At 55.6% G+C, this 18,665-nt stretch carries 14 protein-coding genes; 11 read left to right on the top strand and 3 right to left on the bottom strand.

The annotated features are described in order from the left end of the window. Positions 1-17: 17 nt before the first annotated feature. The 8 genes from ileS (at position 18) to IM299_RS11385 (ending at position 11,080) form a co-directional block, all read left to right on the top strand. On the top strand, positions 18-2,834 hold the full coding sequence (ileS, locus tag IM299_RS11420) for an isoleucine--tRNA ligase (RefSeq protein WP_045631133.1): 2,817 nt from the start codon (positions 18-20) through the stop codon (positions 2,832-2,834). Beyond that, entirely contained in the window at positions 2,834-3,334 is a 501-nt protein-coding gene (lspA, locus tag IM299_RS11415; RefSeq protein ID WP_028015470.1) for a signal peptidase II, read from the top strand. The genes ileS and lspA overlap by 1 nt, the downstream gene beginning before the upstream one ends. A 57-nt stretch (positions 3,335-3,391) precedes the next feature. Further along, positions 3,392-3,841, top strand: coding sequence for an FKBP-type peptidyl-prolyl cis-trans isomerase (fkpB, locus tag IM299_RS11410; protein WP_003856450.1), 450 nt, complete (start codon positions 3,392-3,394; stop codon positions 3,839-3,841). 1 nt (position 3,842) lies between these two features. Further along, complete coding sequence (gene ispH / locus IM299_RS11405; RefSeq protein ID WP_028015471.1) at positions 3,843-4,793, top strand: 4-hydroxy-3-methylbut-2-enyl diphosphate reductase; 951 nt, start codon at positions 3,843-3,845, stop codon at positions 4,791-4,793. A gap of 205 nt (positions 4,794-4,998) precedes the next feature. Beyond that, positions 4,999-5,820 (top strand): 4-hydroxy-tetrahydrodipicolinate reductase, encoded by an 822-nt coding sequence (gene dapB / locus IM299_RS11400; RefSeq protein ID WP_193357502.1) that lies wholly within the window; start codon positions 4,999-5,001, stop codon positions 5,818-5,820. A 454-nt stretch (positions 5,821-6,274) separates the two neighbouring features. Then, entirely contained in the window at positions 6,275-7,423 is a 1,149-nt protein-coding gene (gene carA, locus IM299_RS11395; protein WP_063154830.1) for a glutamine-hydrolyzing carbamoyl-phosphate synthase small subunit, read from the top strand. 18 nt (positions 7,424-7,441) lie between these two features. Continuing rightward, a complete protein-coding gene (gene carB, locus IM299_RS11390; RefSeq protein WP_193357501.1) occupies positions 7,442-10,666 on the top strand; it encodes a carbamoyl-phosphate synthase large subunit in 3,225 nt (1,074 codons plus the stop codon). Between the two features lie 180 nt (positions 10,667-10,846). Continuing rightward, positions 10,847-11,080: a YgdI/YgdR family lipoprotein gene (locus tag IM299_RS11385; protein WP_021240552.1), complete on the top strand. Its 234-nt coding sequence runs from the start codon at positions 10,847-10,849 to the stop codon at positions 11,078-11,080. Positions 11,081-11,127: 47 nt separating this feature from the next. Here the strand turns inward: IM299_RS11385 and IM299_RS11380 are convergent, their stop codons facing one another. Beyond that, positions 11,128-14,043 carry an autotransporter outer membrane beta-barrel domain-containing protein gene (locus IM299_RS11380; protein ID WP_193357500.1) on the bottom strand — a complete coding sequence of 972 codons (2,916 nt, stop codon included), beginning with the start codon at positions 14,041-14,043 and terminating at the stop codon, positions 11,128-11,130. A gap of 373 nt (positions 14,044-14,416) precedes the next feature. Here IM299_RS11380 and kefF point away from each other — a divergent pair, with 373 nt between their 5' ends. From kefF to folA, 3 genes are all read left to right on the top strand, one after another. Then, positions 14,417-14,947 carry a glutathione-regulated potassium-efflux system oxidoreductase KefF gene (kefF, locus tag IM299_RS11375; RefSeq protein WP_045631138.1) on the top strand — a complete coding sequence of 177 codons (531 nt, stop codon included), beginning with the start codon at positions 14,417-14,419 and terminating at the stop codon, positions 14,945-14,947. Further along, positions 14,940-16,805, top strand: a complete 1,866-nt coding sequence (gene kefC / locus IM299_RS11370) for a glutathione-regulated potassium-efflux system protein KefC (RefSeq protein WP_048957864.1) — start codon at positions 14,940-14,942, stop codon at positions 16,803-16,805. The genes kefF and kefC overlap by 8 nt, the downstream gene beginning before the upstream one ends. 114 nt (positions 16,806-16,919) lie before the next feature. Then, entirely contained in the window at positions 16,920-17,399 is a 480-nt protein-coding gene (folA, locus tag IM299_RS11365; RefSeq protein WP_006173915.1) for a type 3 dihydrofolate reductase, read from the top strand. Between the two features lie 35 nt (positions 17,400-17,434). Here folA and apaH read toward each other — a convergent pair whose 3' ends face one another. Both apaH and apaG read right to left on the bottom strand, forming a co-directional pair. After that, positions 17,435-18,283, bottom strand: coding sequence for a bis(5'-nucleosyl)-tetraphosphatase (symmetrical) ApaH (gene apaH / locus IM299_RS11360; protein WP_028015478.1), 849 nt, complete (start codon positions 18,281-18,283; stop codon positions 17,435-17,437). Between the two features lie 4 nt (positions 18,284-18,287). Continuing rightward, the gene (gene apaG / locus IM299_RS11355; protein WP_014882505.1) at positions 18,288-18,665 is read right to left on the bottom strand and encodes a Co2+/Mg2+ efflux protein ApaG; all 378 of its coding nucleotides are present in this window, start codon (positions 18,663-18,665) and stop codon (positions 18,288-18,290) included.

Below are 18,665 nucleotides of genomic sequence, written 5' to 3'. Positions count from 1 at the left end.
ACGGAACCGAGAATCTGATGAGTGACTATAAATCAACCCTGAATTTGCCGGAAACAGGGTTCCCGATGCGCGGCGATCTCGCCAAACGTGAACCGGGAATGCTGGCGCGTTGGACCGATGATGACCTGTACGGCATCATTCGTGCAGCCAAAAAAGGCAAAAAAACCTTCATTCTGCATGATGGCCCTCCATATGCGAATGGCAGCATTCATATTGGTCACTCAGTAAACAAGATTCTGAAAGATATTATCGTGAAGTCCAAAGGACTCGCGGGATTTGACTCGCCTTACGTGCCGGGCTGGGACTGCCACGGTCTGCCGATCGAGCTGAAAGTGGAGCAAGAGTTTGGCAAGCCAGGTGAGAAGTTCACCGCTGCAGAGTTCCGCGCGAAGTGCCGCGAATACGCGGCCACCCAGGTTGAAGGCCAGCGCGCTGACTTTATCCGTCTGGGCGTGCTGGGCGACTGGTCGCACCCGTACCTGACCATGGACTTCAAAACCGAAGCCAACATCATCCGTGCGCTGGGCAAAATCATCGGTAACGGCCACCTGCATAAAGGCGCAAAGCCTGTGCACTGGTGCGTGGACTGCCGTTCTGCGCTGGCAGAAGCGGAAGTGGAATATTACGACAAAACTTCACCTTCAATCGACGTGGCCTTCGAAGCGGTCGATCAGGATGCCATTAAAGGTAAATTCGGTCTGCCTGGCGTTAGCGGCCCGATCTCTCTGGTGATCTGGACCACTACCCCGTGGACGCTGCCAGCCAACCGTGCAATCTCTCTCTCCGGCGAGTTCGAATATGCGCTGGTGCAGATTGATGGCCGCGCGGTAATCCTGGCGAAAGATCTGGTTGAAAGCGTGCTGAAACGCGCGAATATCACCGACTACACCGTGCTGGGCACCGTAAAAGGCGACGCGCTGGAGCTGATGCGCTTTAAACACCCGTTCCTGGACTTCGACGTTCCGGCGATCCTGGGCGACCACGTCACGCTGGACGCGGGTACCGGTGCGGTACATACCGCCGGTGGCCACGGTCCTGACGACTACAACATCAGCCTGAAATACGGCCTGGAAATTGCCAACCCGGTAGGCCCGGACGGTTCTTACCTGCCTGGCACCTACCCGGCGCTGGATGGTATCAACGTCTTCAAAGCCAACGACATCATCGTTGACATGCTGCGCACCAGCGGCGCGCTGCTGCACGTTGAGAAAATGCAGCACAGCTATCCGTGCTGCTGGCGCCACAAGACGCCGATCATCTTCCGTGCGACCCCGCAGTGGTTCGTCAGCATGGATCAAAAAGGCCTGCGCGAGCAGTCTCTGAAAGAGATCAAAGGCGTGCAGTGGATCCCGGACTGGGGCCAGGCGCGTATCGAATCCATGGTGGCTAACCGTCCTGACTGGTGTATCTCTCGTCAGCGTACCTGGGGCGTGCCGATGTCGCTGTTCGTGCATAAAGAGACGCATGAGCTGCACCCGAACACCCTGGAACTGATGGAAGAAGTGGCGAAGCGCGTCGAAGTTGACGGCATTCAGGCGTGGTGGGATCTCGACGCCCGCGACATCCTGGGCGCGGACGCGGACAACTATGAGAAAGTGCCAGACACCCTGGACGTGTGGTTCGACTCCGGGTCGACTCACGCCTCCGTAGTTGACGTGCGTCCGGAGTTTGCCGGTCACGCCGCCGACATGTATCTGGAAGGTTCCGACCAACACCGCGGCTGGTTCATGTCATCCCTGATGATCTCCACCGCGATGAAAGGTAAAGCGCCTTACCGTCAGGTACTGACCCACGGCTTCACCGTGGATGGTCAGGGCCGTAAGATGTCCAAGTCCATCGGCAACACCGTTTCGCCGCAGGACGTGATGAACAAGCTGGGCGCGGACATCCTGCGTCTGTGGGTGGCGTCGACCGACTACACCGGCGAAATGGCGGTGTCTGACGAGATCCTGAAGCGTGCTGCCGACAGCTATCGTCGTATCCGTAACACCGCGCGCTTCCTGCTGGCGAACCTGAACGGGTTCGATCCAGTGAAAGACATGGTGAAACCGGAAGAGATGGTCGTGCTGGACCGCTGGGCGGTAGGCTGCGCGAAAGCGGCGCAGGAAGATATCCTGAAAGCCTATGAGTCTTACGACTTCCACGAAGTGGTGCAGCGCCTAATGCGCTTCTGCTCCATCGAGATGGGCTCGTTCTACCTCGACATCATCAAAGATCGCCAGTACACCGCGAAAGCGGACAGCGTGGCGCGCCGTAGCTGCCAGTCCGCGCTGTTCCACATCGCAGAAGCGCTGGTACGCTGGATGGCGCCGATCATGTCCTTCACCGCGGATGAAATCTGGGGCTATCTGCCGGGCGACCGTGAGAAGTATGTCTTCACCGGCGAGTGGTATGAAGGTCTGTTCGATCTCTCCAGCACCGAAGCAATGAACGATGCCTTCTGGGACGAGCTGCTGAAAGTGCGTGGCGAAGTGAACAAGGTTATCGAGCAGGCGCGTGCGGATAAAAAAGTCGGTGGCTCTCTGGAAGCGGCAGTGACCCTGTACGCCGAACCGGAGCTGGCGGCGAAGCTGACCGCGCTGGGCGATGAATTACGATTTGTCCTGTTGACCTCCGGTGCAAAAGTTGCGGATTATGCCGAGGCTTCTGCTGATGCTCAGCAGAGCGAGTTGCTCAAAGGCCTGAAAGTCGCACTGAGCAAAGCCGAAGGTGAGAAGTGCCCGCGCTGCTGGCATTACACTACCGATATCGGCCAGGTGGCGGAACACGCAGACATCTGCGGACGCTGTGTAAGCAACGTCGCCGGTGACGGCGAAAAACGTAAGTTTGCCTGATGAGTAAAACTCTCTGTTCAACAGGACTGCGCTGGCTGTGGCTGGTTGTGGTGGTGCTGATTATCGATTTGGGCAGCAAGTTCCTGATCCTCCAGAATTTCGCTCTGGGGGAGACGGTTTCGCTGTTCCCGTCGCTTAACCTGCACTATGCGCGCAACTACGGCGCGGCGTTTAGCTTCCTTGCCGACAGCGGTGGCTGGCAGCGCTGGTTCTTCGCGGGTATCGCTCTCGGTATCTGCGTGGTACTGGCTGTGCTGATGTACCGCTCGAAGGCCACGCAAAAGCTGAATAACATCGCCTACGCGCTGATCATTGGCGGCGCGCTGGGCAACCTGTTTGACCGCCTGTGGCACGGCTTTGTGGTCGATATGATCGACTTCTACGTCGGCGACTGGCACTTCGCGACCTTTAACCTGGCCGACACCGCCATTTGCATCGGTGCGGCGTTAATCGTGCTGGAAGGCTTCTTGCCTAAACCCGCAGCGAAAGAGCAGGCGTAATTGTCAATGCCGGGTGATGCGCTGCGCCACCCGGCACAACATTAAAGAGCAATGTGTATGTCTAAATCCGTACAGAGCAACAGCGCGGTTCTGGTTCACTTCACGCTGAAGCTGGATGACGGCTCCACGGCTGAATCCACCCGCAATAACGGCAAACCTGCCCTGTTTCGTCTCGGCGATACCTCCCTGTCTGAAGGTCTTGAGCAGCAGCTCCTGGGCCTGAAAGAGGGTGAGAAAAAAGCGTTCTCGCTGGAGCCGGATGCCGCGTTTGGCGTGCCAAGCCCGGACCTGATTCAGTATTTCTCGCGCCGCGAGTTTATGGACGCGGGCGAACCGGAAATCGGGGCGATTATGCTCTTTACCGCTATGGACGGCAGCGAAATGCCTGGCGTGATCCGCGAGATTAACGGCGACTCTATCACCGTTGACTTCAACCATCCGCTTGCCGGGCGTACCGTTCATTTTGATGTTGAAGTGCTGGAGATCGATCCGGCACTGGAGGCCTGAAATGCAGATCCTGTTGGCTAACCCGCGCGGCTTCTGCGCCGGTGTAGACCGCGCTATCAGCATTGTTGAAAACGCGCTGGAGATTTACGGCGCGCCGATTTACGTGCGTCACGAAGTGGTACATAACCGCTACGTGGTCGACAGCCTGCGCGAGCGCGGTGCTATTTTCATCGAGCAGATCAGCGAAGTGCCGGACGGTGCGATCCTGATCTTCTCTGCGCACGGCGTCTCTCAGGCGGTCCGTAACGAAGCGAAAAGCCGCGATCTGACCGTATTCGATGCCACCTGCCCATTAGTGACAAAAGTGCATATGGAAGTGGCGCGCGCCAGCCGCCGTGGTGAAGAGTCGATTCTGATTGGCCACGCCGGTCACCCGGAAGTTGAAGGCACCATGGGCCAGTACAGCAACCCGGAAGGGGGAATGTACCTGGTGGAGTCGCCGGAAGATGTCCTGACGCTGAACGTGAAAAACGAAGCGCGTCTGTCGTTTATGACCCAGACCACGCTCTCCGTAGACGACACCTCAGACGTGATTGACGCCCTGCGCCAGCGCTTCCCGAAAATCGTCGGGCCGCGTAAGGATGATATCTGCTACGCCACCACTAACCGTCAGGAAGCGGTGCGCGCGCTGGCTGAACAGGCGGACGTGGTGCTGGTTGTCGGCTCTAAAAACTCCTCTAACTCCAACCGTCTGGCCGAACTGGCGCAGCGTATGGGGAAAGCGGCGTTTTTAATCGACGACGCGACGGACATCCAGGAAGCGTGGGTGAAAAATGCGGCCTGCGTTGGCGTTACCGCAGGCGCTTCCGCGCCGGATATCCTCGTGCAAAACGTCATTGCTCGTCTGCAGGAGCTGGGCGGGGGCGAAGCGGTGCCGCTGGAAGGACGCGAAGAGAATATCGTCTTCGAAGTGCCGAAAGAGCTGCGTATCGACGCCCGCGAAGTGGAATAATTTCTTTTCTGATGAAAGGCCAGCACCTCCTGTGCTGGCCTTTTTTTTGCTCCGGACTTTATCGTGACGACAAAATCATGTCTTTTACTGATATCTGAGTCGGTTTCACGTTAAATTCTAATTATTGGTGTTTTCAGTTGGCAGCCTTTACGAAGGCTGGTTAATCTGAAAACGGTTTACATCATTTTAACGTAAGAGAATAACTATGCATGATGCACAGATCCGTGTCGCCATTGCGGGCGCGGGTGGACGTATGGGTCGCCAGCTGATTCAGGCGGCAATACAAATGGATGGCGTGGCACTCGGCGCGGCGCTGGAGCGTGAAGGTTCATCCCTGCTGGGATCCGATGCGGGTGAACTGGCCGGCGCGGGCAAGACAGGTGTTACCGTTCAGAGCTGCCTTGATGCGGTGAAAGATGACTTTGACGTGTTCATCGACTTTACCCGTCCCGAAGGCACCCTGACTCACCTGGCGTTTTGCCGCCAGCACGGTAAAGGGATGGTGATTGGCACTACCGGCTTCGATGATGCGGGTAAACAGGCCATTCAGGATGCAGCCACCGACATTGCGATTGTCTTTGCCGCGAACTTTAGCGTAGGCGTTAACGTCATGCTGAAGCTGCTGGAAAAAGCGGCGAAGGTGATGGGCGACTACACCGACATTGAGATTATTGAAGCGCACCACCGCCATAAGGTTGATGCTCCATCAGGCACGGCGCTGGCGATGGGCGAAGCGATTGCTTATGCAATGGATAAAGATTTAAAAGACATCGCGGTCTATTCCCGTGAAGGGCATACCGGAGAACGCGTGCCGGGCACCATTGGTTTCGCAACCGTCCGGGCAGGCGATATCGTCGGCGAACACACGGCGATGTTCGCCGATATTGGTGAACGTGTAGAGATTACGCACAAAGCGTCAAGCCGCATGACGTTCGCCAATGGCGCAGTACGCTCCGCATTGTGGCTGAAATCGAAAGAAAAGGGTCTTTTTGATATGCGAGATGTGTTGGAACTCAACAATTTGTAAGCTTTATTACCCATCGTGATGTGGTTATTGCAGTCGTAATGTATTGATTGCATAGGGCAATAATTTATTGCCCTCTTATTTTATTTGTTTTAGATGGATTTTGATTGTTAATGGTCATAAATCTGAGTCTTATGCCATTATTATGTGAATTGAATGTAAATTTTGACCATTCGGTCCACTTTTTGTCGCTCGCATCTCTTAAATTCCATAAAACCTACCGCGCAAGCGTTTTCCAGGATGATTTACCTGATCTTTTTGCCCATTAAATCCCATTCAAGCCGCCAGTCCTGTAAAAGAATAAACAAAATATCCGTTTTAAGTTGACTTTTACCCACCAAATCTCCAGAATGCCGCCGTTTGCCAAAAATCCGCTGGCAACACATTTGCATTGATCTATGACATAGTCATGAATTAATATGCAAATAAAGTGAGTGAATATTCTCTGGAGGGTGTTTTGATTAAGTCAGCGCTATTGGTTCTGGAAGACGGAACCCAGTTTATCGGTCGGGCCATAGGGGCAACGGGTTCGGCGGTTGGGGAAGTCGTTTTCAATACTTCAATGACCGGTTATCAAGAAATCCTCACTGATCCTTCTTATTCTCGCCAAATCGTTACTCTTACTTATCCTCATATCGGCAATGTCGGCACCAATGCGGCTGACGAAGAATCCTCTCAGGTACATGCGCAAGGCCTGGTCATTCGCGACCTGCCGCTGATTGCCAGCAACTTCCGCAACACTGAAGACCTCTCTTCTTATCTGAAGCGCCATAACATCGTGGCGATTGCCGATATCGATACCCGTAAGCTGACGCGTCTGCTGCGCGAGAAGGGTGCACAGAACGGCTGCATCATCGCGGGTGATAACCTCGATGCGGCCCTGGCGCTGGAAAAAGCGAAAGCCTTCCCGGGCCTGAACGGCATGGACCTGGCGAAAGAAGTGACTACCGCCGAAGCCTACAGCTGGACGCAGGGGAGCTGGACGCTGGAAGGCGACCTGCCGGAAGCGAAAAAAGAGAGCGAACTGCCGTTCCACGTGGTGGCCTATGATTTTGGTGCCAAGCGCAACATCCTGCGCATGCTGGTTGACCGCGGCTGCCGCCTGACGGTGGTACCGGCGAAAACCTCCGCTGAAGACGTGCTGAAGATGAACCCGGACGGCATCTTCCTCTCTAACGGCCCAGGCGACCCGGCACCGTGCGATTACGCTATCGACGCCATCAAGTCCTTCCTGGAAACCGACATCCCGGTATTCGGCATCTGCCTCGGCCATCAGCTGCTGGCGCTGGCGAGCGGTGCGAACACCGTCAAGATGAAGTTTGGCCACCACGGTGGTAACCACCCGGTGAAAGACATTGATAACAATACGGTGATGATTACCGCGCAGAACCACGGTTTCGCCGTCGATGAAGCCTCTATGCCGGCTAACCTGCGCGTGACGCACAAATCACTGTTCGATGGCACCCTGCAGGGTATCCACCGTACCGATAAGCCAGCGTTCAGCTTCCAGGGCCACCCGGAAGCCAGCCCGGGCCCGCACGACGCCGCGCCGCTGTTCGATCACTTCATCGAACTTATCGAGCAATACCGTAAGACCGCTAAATAATCAGGAGCCGAGAAGACCATGCCAAAACGTACAGACATAAAAAGCATCCTGATCCTTGGCGCTGGCCCGATCGTCATCGGCCAGGCCTGCGAATTCGACTACTCCGGCGCGCAGGCGTGTAAAGCGCTGCGCGAAGAGGGTTACCGCGTCATCCTGGTTAACTCTAACCCGGCGACCATCATGACCGACCCGGAAATGGCGGATGCCACCTACATCGAGCCGATTCACTGGGAAGTGGTGCGTAAAATCATCGAAAAAGAGCGCCCGGACGCGGTGCTGCCAACCATGGGCGGCCAGACGGCGCTGAACTGCGCGCTGGAGCTGGAGCGTCAGGGCGTGCTGGCTGAATTTGGCGTCACCATGATTGGTGCGACCGCCGATGCGATTGATAAAGCAGAAGACCGTCGCCGCTTTGACGTGGCGATGAAGAAAATCGGCCTCGACACCGCGCGCTCCGGTATTGCGCATAACATGGAAGAGGCGCTGGCCGTTGCGGCTGAAGTGGGCTATCCGTGCATCATCCGTCCATCGTTCACCATGGGCGGCACCGGTGGCGGTATCGCCTACAACCGCGAAGAGTTCGAAGAGATTTGCGAGCGCGGTCTGGATCTCTCCCCAACCAAAGAGCTGCTGATTGATGAATCGCTGATTGGCTGGAAAGAGTACGAGATGGAAGTGGTGCGTGATAAAAACGACAACTGCATCATCGTCTGCTCCATCGAAAACTTCGATGCGATGGGTATCCACACCGGCGACTCCATCACCGTTGCGCCAGCCCAGACGCTGACCGACAAAGAGTATCAAATCATGCGTAACGCCTCGATGGCGGTACTGCGTGAAATCGGCGTGGAAACCGGCGGCTCTAACGTGCAGTTCTCCGTTAACCCGAAAACCGGCCGTCTGATTGTTATCGAAATGAACCCGCGCGTGTCCCGCTCCTCCGCGCTGGCCTCCAAAGCCACCGGCTTCCCGATTGCGAAAGTGGCGGCGAAGCTGGCAGTGGGTTACACCCTCGACGAGCTGATGAACGACATCACCGGTGGCCGCACGCCTGCGTCCTTCGAGCCGTCCATCGACTACGTTGTGACTAAAATTCCTCGCTTTAACTTCGAGAAATTCGCGGGCGCAAACGACCGTCTGACGACCCAGATGAAATCTGTGGGTGAAGTGATGGCGATTGGCCGCACGCAGCAGGAATCCCTGCAAAAAGCGCTGCGCGGTCTGGAAGTGGGCGCCACCGGCTTTGACCCGAAAGTGAGCCTGGACGACCCGGAAGCGCTGACCAAAATCCGCCGCGAGCTGAAAGACGCGGGCGCAGAGCGTATCTGGTACATCGCCGATGCCTTCCGCGCGGGCCTGTCCGTCGACGGCGTATTTAACCTGACCAACATCGACCGCTGGTTCCTGGTGCAGATTGAAGAGCTGGTGCGTCTGGAAGAGAAAGTGGCAGAGCTGGGCATCAACGGTCTGGACGCAGACTTCCTGCGCATGCTGAAGCGTAAAGGCTTCGCCGATGCGCGTCTGGCTAAACTGGCGGGCGTGCGCGAAGCGGAAATCCGCAAGCTGCGCGACCAGTATGACCTGCACCCGGTTTACAAGCGCGTGGACACCTGTGCAGCAGAGTTCTCGACCGATACCGCGTACATGTACTCCACCTATGAAGACGAGTGCGAAGCGAATCCGTCAGTTGACCGCGACAAGATTATGGTGCTGGGCGGCGGTCCAAACCGTATCGGCCAGGGCATTGAGTTCGACTACTGCTGCGTGCACGCCTCGCTGGCGCTGCGCGAAGACGGGTACGAGACCATCATGGTCAACTGTAACCCGGAAACCGTTTCTACCGACTACGACACCTCTGACCGTCTCTACTTCGAGCCGGTTACCCTGGAAGACGTGCTGGAAATCGTGCGCATCGAGAAGCCAAAAGGCGTTATCGTGCAGTACGGCGGTCAGACCCCGCTGAAGCTGGCGCGCGCGCTGGAAGCCGCAGGCGTGCCGGTTATCGGCACCAGCCCGGACGCGATTGACCGCGCGGAAGACCGTGAGCGTTTCCAGCAGGTGGTTGACCGTCTCAAGCTGAAACAGCCGGCGAACGCCACCGTGACCGCCATTGAAATGGCCGTTGAGAAGGCGAAGGAGATTGGTTACCCGCTGGTGGTGCGTCCTTCCTACGTACTGGGCGGCCGCGCGATGGAAATTGTCTACGACGAAGCCGACCTGCGTCGCTACTTCCAGACGGCGGTGAGCGTTTCCAACGATGCGCCAGTGCTGCTTGACCGCTTCCTCGACGACGCGGTTGAGGTGGACGTGGATGCCATCTGCGATGGCGAAATGGTGCTGATTGGCGGCATCATGGAGCACATCGAGCAGGCTGGCGTGCACTCCGGCGACTCCGCCTGTTCTCTGCCGGCCTACACGCTGAGCCAGGAAATTCAGGACGTGATGCGCCAGCAGGTGCAGAAGCTGGCCTTTGAGCTGCAGGTTCGCGGCCTGATGAACGTCCAGTTCGCGGTGAAAGACAACGAAGTTTATCTGATTGAAGTCAACCCGCGTGCGGCGCGTACCGTACCGTTCGTCTCTAAAGCGACCGGTATTCCGCTGGCGAAAGTGGCGGCGCGCGTGATGGCTGGCCAGACGCTGGCTCAGCAGGGCGTGACAAAAGAGATCATCCCGCCGTATTACTCGGTGAAAGAGGTGGTGCTGCCGTTCAACAAATTCCCGGGCGTTGACCCGCTGTTAGGGCCAGAAATGCGCTCAACCGGGGAAGTGATGGGCGTGGGCCGCACCTTCGCAGAAGCGTTTGCCAAGGCGCAGCTGGGCAGCAGCTCTACCATGAGAAAATCGGGCCGTGCGCTGCTCTCCGTTCGCGAAGGCGATAAAGAGCGCGTGGTTGACCTGGCCGCCAAGCTGCTGAAACAGGGCTTCGAGCTGGACGCAACCCATGGTACGGCGATTGTGCTGGGTGAAGCCGGTATTAACCCGCGTCTGGTGAACAAGGTGCATGAAGGTCGTCCGCACATTCAGGATCGCATCAAGAATGGCGAGTACACCTACATCATCAACACCACCGCAGGTCGCCAGGCGATTGAAGACTCCAAGCTGATTCGCCGCAGCGCGCTGCAATACAAAGTGCACTACGACACCACCCTGAACGGCGGTTTCGCAACAGCCATGGCGCTGAACGCGGATGCCACCGAGAAGGTGATTTCGGTTCAGGAAATGCACGCGCAGATTAGCAAGTAATCTGCGCAGGCCCGGCGGCGGTAGCGCCGCCGGGCAAATGGCGGGTGGCGCTTCGCTTACCCGCCCTCCTTTTTTCTTTATCCATCTTCAGAACCTTCTGGTTTTTCATCCGCATTCAGTGAGTTAGCCTAAAATTATTAGGTCGATAACGAAATTCAACTGAGAGCAGGGGAAAACACCATGCAAAATAAATTACTGATCGCCACCCTTCTTGCCGCCACTGCAACGTTTACCGTCGCGGGCTGTTCCTCTAACCAGGCAGTGAAAACCACCGATGGCAAAACCATTGTCACCGACGGAAAACCACAGGTCGATGATGATACCGGTCTGGTGTCGTATAAAAATGCGGAAACGGGTCAGACCGAGCAGATCAACCGCGATCAGGTTAAATCAATGGGCGAACTGGATAACTAATAAAAAAGCCGTGGCGTTTGCCACGGCTTTTAGTCTTTCAGGAACGATTACCAGCGGTGGTTCAGCAGGATATGACCGCCATAAGCAGCATAGCTGTTTTCACCCCACTCGCCGCTGGCGCGCAGGGAGAGCGTGGTGGTGTCGTTCAGGTTACCGGTGACGCCTAGCTCTAACTGACCACGATCTTCCGGCGTATCGTTGCTGACGGTCTCGCCGTTAAACGCCAGATCGTTTTGACCCGCACCTTTCAGCCAGTTCACGGCAACGTACGGCTGCCAGGCTTTAACATCTTTCTGCTGGAAGTAGCTTGATTTGACGCCCAGACGACCAAACAGACCGTTGTTGTCCAGCGTGGTAATCCGCACGCCGTCGCGATCGGTATGGTTTTCCTGATCCAGATAGCTGTAGATAACCTGCGCCTGCGGTTCGATTTTCCAGGTGCGCTCATTTTCTGAATCAATCACCCATGCATGGCCCACTTCGACGGATGCCGCGAAGCCCTCACTGTCGTAGTCTTCATCATTACGGTTGCTGGTCACTTTATTGTTGTACCAGCTGTAGGCGGCCCAGGTATCAACGTAGCTGCCCAGGCGCAGCTTCTGATCTTCCTGCCAGGTTGCATACAGGCCGACGTTAAAGCCGTCCACTTTGCCCTGCGCATCACGCACGTTGTGTTTTGCATCAGAGTGAGTTTTCGCCTGACCGGCCCCGAACATGCCGCCCGCACGCAGAATACCGTTGTCCATAGGCTTGCTCATAAAGTCGCTGCCTACCTGAAGCACGGTGGTGGTGGTGTCATAGCTGACTTTGTCGCCGCCTGCATTGTTTTCATGGTAGCGACCTTTGACGTACATCCAGGTGTTGAGGTCTTCTTCATTACGGAAGGTGATCTGATCGCGATCGTCACGCTTGTGCAGGAACATGCTCTGCGCGGCAAGGTAGTTGCCTAAGTAAGCGCCAACCTCCGGAGCCATGACTTCAGGACCGCTGTTGCTGTCGGTGTTACCGCCGTTGTCGGTGTTACCGCCGTTGTCGGTGTTATCACCGTTGTCGGTGTTATCGCCGTTGTCGGTGTTACCGCCGTTGTCAGTGTTACCGCCGTTGTCGGTGTTGCCGCCGTTGTCGGTGTTATCACCGTTGTCGGTGTTATCGCCATCATCGGTATTATCAGACGGTTCATCGGAAGGCGTGGCCTTTGATTCCAGATACCAGTTTCCGTCACTGTGCTGATAGAGATTATATTCCCACGCACCGGCAACCACCGGTTTGGCAAGGGTCAACTGGGCTTCGGAGCTGCCGCCGACACTGACAATTTCCATCCCGTTAATGGTTTGCGCGCCTGCGCCGCCAATGTTGGTAATGCTGACGCCGGACTGACCGAAGCTGCTACCCGTAATGGTGAGGTGGTCAGTGGGTGAGTTATCTTCACCCAGGGTGCTGTTCATCACAATCTGGCTACCGTAAGAGCCGGTGTAGTCGCCATCAATCGTAAAATTGTTGCCAACGCTATTATCAGCCGCACTGAGTAACAGTGTGCCGCCGTTAGTCACGTTGCCGTTGATGGTATCGACGCCGGAAGCGCTGAGCGTGGCGTTACCCTGAACTGCATTCCATGCCGCCAGCGTACCGCCGCTAAGAATCGCGATGTTGTTGTTCACTTCGCCTGCGGTGGCAAAGGTCGCGCCGTTTTCAACGGTAACGGTGGCGTTACTGCCCTTAACGCCGAGCGTTGCCCCGGAAGATACCAGCGTAGTACCGCAGTGCAGTACCGTATCCCCGGTATAGCTATTTTTGCCCGTCAGGGTCAGCGTATTGGAATCCACTTTTTCGACGTTACCGCTACCGGTCATGTTGGTGGCGAAAGTGAAATCGCTTCCCTGATTAAAAATAACGGTACCGTTGTTGGTGAGCCCACCGCTGAGGGTCGCGGTTTTTTCGCCATCGCCCAGTTGCAGCGAGGCATTTTTGGCCACCCGTGTATTACCGGTATTCGAAACCGCGCCTGACAGGGTTAACGCGCCCGTGTCTATCAGCAAAGAATCGCCAGAGCCAATAATGTCGAGATCGCCCGACAGCGCCCAATTTTCGCCCATCATTTTTATACTGGCAAAACCGTCGCCTTCGTTCAGACCGACAAAGTTACTGTCTTCCGTACCGGTGCCGATCAGGGTGAGAGTGTTTCCCGTGGAATTGGTGGAAATAACGTCACCGATAAGAGTGGAACCCGTATCAAGCACCAGCGTGTTATTTTTATTGCTGGCAAACATAACAGCGGCTGTATCACCACTAATCGTTCCGCTATTTGTGATATCTACTTTTGCAGTATCTTTTACATTAATGCCAATCTGGGTTCCCTGCACGGTACCACTGTTAAATATCTTTGTATTGCCAGTACCTAGTGTGATAGCGTCACCGCTTGTACCGATAATTGTACCACTGTTATTAATACCAATGCCGGTCTGAGAGTTCAGACCTGTTTTTCCTTTTATCATTCCAGTGCTGGAGTTAGTAATATTTACTGCGGAGGAGTTTTCACTGATAAAAATGCCATTTTCCGCACCTATGATATTTCCATTATTCTTGAATTCACCGAGTAATGACTGAATATTTACAGCATTCGCGGTGGTGGAAGAAATGTTTGCACCGATGTCGTTATTAATAACAACACTTTGCGCACCAGTATTTATATTCAGGCCAGTTTCCCTACCGGAAATATTCCCTTCGTTTGTGACATTGTTGACAGTAAACCCAGTGACTGACACTGCCGCTTCACTATCTGCGGAAGATATCGTCACGTCTTTATTAATAACATATTCAGCATCGGATGAGAAATCTTGAGGAACAGAAGTTGATTGGTCAATCGTTGCAGAAAACGCAACCACAGGAGTGCATATCAACAAGGCAGGAAATATCTTTCCCAGCGTTTTGGTTGTATTATTTAATTTGAAGAATTTGTTGCTCATGTACACATCCATTTGAGAGAGAAGGAACATCAGATAACGTGCGAAAATGTATATTGGCCGTCTTAAAGACGTAAGCTCAAAACAAAAAGCATAAAATTATTATTTTTTCAATGGGTTATGTACAGGTTGATTTGTTAAATAATGATTTAAGTCTCTCTAAAAATATCTACTAATAATATGAGTAGGCATAACTATTTTGTGGGGTGAATTTATCGCGCGCATGGTTCTTCTTGTTTTGCGCCACTGTTGCAGCTAAAGCGGGGGCGGTTGTCAATGCTTGCATTTTACTTTGAAGCGTAAGACAGCCCCTTTAAGTCGGGAGAGGAACTGTCTACACTCATTGCTACAAGAAAAGTAAAAGACAGGCATATTCATGGTTCTGATAATTTATGCGCACCCTTATCCGCAGCACTCGCATGCGAATAAGCGGATGCTTGAGCAGGCAAGGACGCTCGAAAACGTCGAGATACGTTCCCTCTATCAACTCTATCCCGATTTCAACATCGATATTGCCGCCGAACAGGAGGCGCTTTCTCGTGCCGATCTGATCGTCTGGCAGCATCCGATGCAGTGGTACAGCACGCCTCCGCTGCTGAAATTGTGGATCGATAAAGTTCTCTCCCACGGTTGGGCATACGGACACAACGGCAAGGCGCTTCAGGGAAAAAGCCTGATGTGGGCTGTTACCACCGGCGGAGGGCAAAGCCACTTTGAGATCGGCGATTTCCCCGGATTTGATGTGCTGGCGCAGCCGCTCCAGGCTACAGCACTTTACTGTGGCCTGAACTGGCTCCCGCCTTTTGCGATGCACTGCACCTTTGTCTGCGACGACGAAACGCTGCAGGCGCAGGCTCGCCATTATAAACAACGCTTACTTGAATGGCAGGAGGCGCACCATGGATAGCCATACGCTGATACAGGCGCTGATATACCTCGGCGCGGCGGCGCTGATTGTACCCGTGGCGGTTCGCCTGGGGCTGGGCTCTGTTCTCGGCTACCTGATTGCGGGCTGCGTCATTGGGCCGTGGGGCTTTCGACTGGTGACGGATGCAGAGGCAATCCTCCATTTCGCTGAAATTGGCGTTGTGCTGATGCTCTTTGTGATTGGTCTGGAGCTCGATCCGCAGCGCCTGTGGAAGCTTCGCGCCTCGGTGTTTGGTGGCGGCGCGCTGCAGATGGTGGCCTGCGGCCTGCTGCTCGGTGGGTTCTGCATCCTGTTGGGCATGGACTGGAAAGTGGCGGAGCTTATCGGCATGACGCTGGCGCTCTCCTCGACGGCCATCGCCATGCAGGCAATGAACGAGCGAAATCTGACGGTCTCCCAGATGGGACGCAGCGCGTTCTCGGTGCTGCTGTTCCAGGATATCGCCGCTATTCCGCTGGTGGCGATGATCCCGCTGCTGGCGGCAAGCGGCTCGTCCACGACGCTGGGGGCGTTTGCGCTGTCGGCATTAAAAGTTGTGGGGGCGCTGGCGCTGGTGGTCCTGCTTGGCCGCTACGTGACCCGCCCGTTACTGCGGTTTGTTGCCCGTTCAGGCCTGCGCGAAGTGTTCAGCGCCGTGGCGCTGTTTCTGGTGTTTGGCTTTGGTTTGCTGCTGGAGGAAGCCGGGCTGTCGATGGCGATGGGGGCGTTCCTCGCAGGCGTTCTGCTGGCGAGCTCTGAATATCGTCACGCGCTGGAAAGCGATATCGAGCCGTTCAAAGGGCTGCTGCTGGGGCTGTTTTTCATCGGCGTGGGGATGTCTGTCGACTTCGGCACGCTGGTCACGCACCCGCTGCGGATCGTCATCCTGCTCGTCGGTTTCCTGATCATTAAAATGGCGATGCTGTGGCTGATTGCGCGTCCATTGAAGGTGCCGAACAAGCAGCGCCGCTGGTTTGCCGTACTGCTGGGTCAGGGGAGCGAATTTGCATTCGTGGTCTTTGGTGCCGCGCAGATGGCAAACGTGCTCGATCCCGAGTGGGCGAAAGCGCTGACGCTGGCGGTCGCGCTGTCGATGGCGGCAACGCCTGTTCTACTGGTGGTGCTGACGCGTCTGGAAAAATCAGGCAGCGAGCAGGAGCGCGAAGCCGACGAGATCGATGAGGAGCAGCCGCGCGTCATCATCGCCGGATTTGGTCGCTACGGGCAGATCGTCGGGCGTTTACTGCTGTCAAGCGGGGTGAAAATGGTGATTCTCGATCACGATCCTGACCATGTCGATACCCTGCGTAAATTTGATATGAAGGTGTTTTACGGCGATGCGACTCGCGTCGATCTGCTGGAATCCGCCGGGGCGGCAAAAGCCGAGGTATTGATTAACGCCATTGACGATCCTGAGACCAGCATGCAGATGGTGGAGCTGGTAAAAGAGCATTTTCCGGGGCTGACCATTATCTCCCGCGCGCGCGATGTGGATCATTACATCCGGCTGCGTCAGGCGGGCGTAGAGGCGCCGGAACGTGAAACGTTCGAAGGCGCGCTGAAATCTGGCCGCCTGGCGCTGGAGAATCTGGGGCTCGGCGCGTATGAAGCCCGCGAACGTGCGGACCTGTTCCGGCGCTTTAACACCGGGATGGTGGAAGAGATGGCGGCGATGGCGGGAAGTTCGGCCACGGAGCGTGCGGCGGTGTTTAAACGCACCAGCGCAATGCTTACAGAAATCATTAACGAGGACCGCAATCACCTGTCGCTGATCCAACGTCATGGCTGGCAGGGCACGGAAGAGGGCAAGCATACCGGCGATCCGGCTGACGAGCCCGAGAGTAAACCTTCCGCGTGAAGTGGAGTTGCCAGCAATAATAAAAAATTTCTGTATCTTTACTCTGCCGCCAGTCGACGAAAGATTAAGCTTTCCGTATAGTGGCGGCAATTTTTTGCATCCGGGAAATTTTCAATGATCAGTCTGATTGCAGCGCTGGCGGTGGACCGCGTTATCGGTATGGAAAATGCCATGCCGTGGAACCTGCCTGCCGATCTCGCATGGTTTAAACGTACTACGTTAAACAAGCCGGTAGTGATGGGCCGCCTGACCTGGGAGTCGATTGGTCGTCCATTGCCGGGCCGTAAGAATATCGTTATCAGTAGCCAGCCGGGCACTGACGATCGCGTCGAATGGGTTAAGTCCGTTGATGAAGCGATTGCCGCCTGCGGTGACGCCGAAGAGATCATGGTGATCGGCGGCGGCCGCGTGTATGAGCAGTTCCTGCCAAAAGCGCAGAAGCTGTATCTGACGCACATTGATGCGGAAGTGGAAGGGGACACCCATTTCCCGGATTACGATCCGGACGAGTGGGAATCGGTATTCAGCGAGTTCCACGACGCGGATGCACAGAACTCCCACAGCTACTGCTTCGAGATTCTGGAACGTCGTTAAGTGATGTCCCTCTCCCGCCCGGGAGAGGGAATGATTCAGGAGGCAACGGCCTCACTTTCCCCTAAGTCCAGCTGTCGGTTGGACGGCTGAACAAAGTAAGTTTTATCTTCCCAGCGTAAGCAGGTCAACTCTCCGCCCCAGCAGCATCCGGTATCCAGACCGTAGATCCCGTCCGGCGTGCCTTTTCCTTCCAGCGCAGCCCAGTGGCCAAAGACGACGTTGTACTCGCTTGTCACGGGTCCAGGAATGGCAAACCACGGTTTGAGCGGGGCAGGCGCGCTTTCCGGCGTCTCTTTGGAATACATGTCCAGCTGCCCGTTCGGGAAGCAGAAACGCATGCGCGTAAAAGCGTTGGTAATAAAGCGCAGGCGGGCCAGACCGCTGAGATCCTCGCTCCAGTGATTCGGCATATCGCCGTACATGGCATCAAGGAAGAAGGGGTACGAGTCGCTCGCCAGCACCGCCTCAACGTCACGCGCGCAGGTTTTAGCCGTCTCAAGATCCCATTGCGGGGTGATCCCGGCATGAGCCATGACCAGCTTTTTCTCCTCATCGACCTGTAGTAAAGGCTGGCGGCGCAGCCAGTTAATCAGTTCGTCCGCGTCTGGCGCATCCAGCAGGGGAGAGAGGCGATCTTTAGGTTTGTTGCGGCTGATCCCGGCAAATACGGCCAACAGGTGAAGATCGTGATTGCCCAGCACCATGCGCACGCTGTCGCCCAGAGATTTGACGAAACGTAAAACCTCAAGCGAGCCCGGGCCACGCGCGACTAAATCGCCCGTCAGCCAGAGCGTGTCCTGTCCTGGCGTAAAGTCGACCTGTTTTAACAATGCGATCAGTTCATCGTAGCAACCGTGAACGTCGCCAATCAGATATGTAGACATTATATTAATGAATGAGTGTGGTTACGGCGAGACGGAACACAGGAATAGCAACGCGGAACACATTGCCATCGACGTCGACCATTTCGTAATGGCCTTGCATGGTACCCAGCGGCGTTTCAATTACCGCGCCGCTGGTGTACTGATACTCTTCGCCAGGGGCGATGTGGGGTTGTTCACCGACCACACCTTCACCCTGAACTTCAATTTCGCGGCCATTGCCGTTGGTGATAAGCCAGTAGCGCCCGCGCAGCTGCACGGGCATCCGCCCCAGATTGCGAATGGTCACGGTGTAAGCAAAGACAAAACGCTCTTCATCCGGCGAGGATTGCGATTCAACATAGACGCTTTGTACATGGACACATACGCGGGGCGAATCAATCAT

The organism is Enterobacter cloacae complex sp. P47BA, assembly GCF_014930485.1.
Classification (GTDB): domain Bacteria; phylum Pseudomonadota; class Gammaproteobacteria; order Enterobacterales; family Enterobacteriaceae; genus Enterobacter; species Enterobacter bugandensis.
This window is presented reverse-complemented; position numbering and strand designations above follow the sequence as displayed.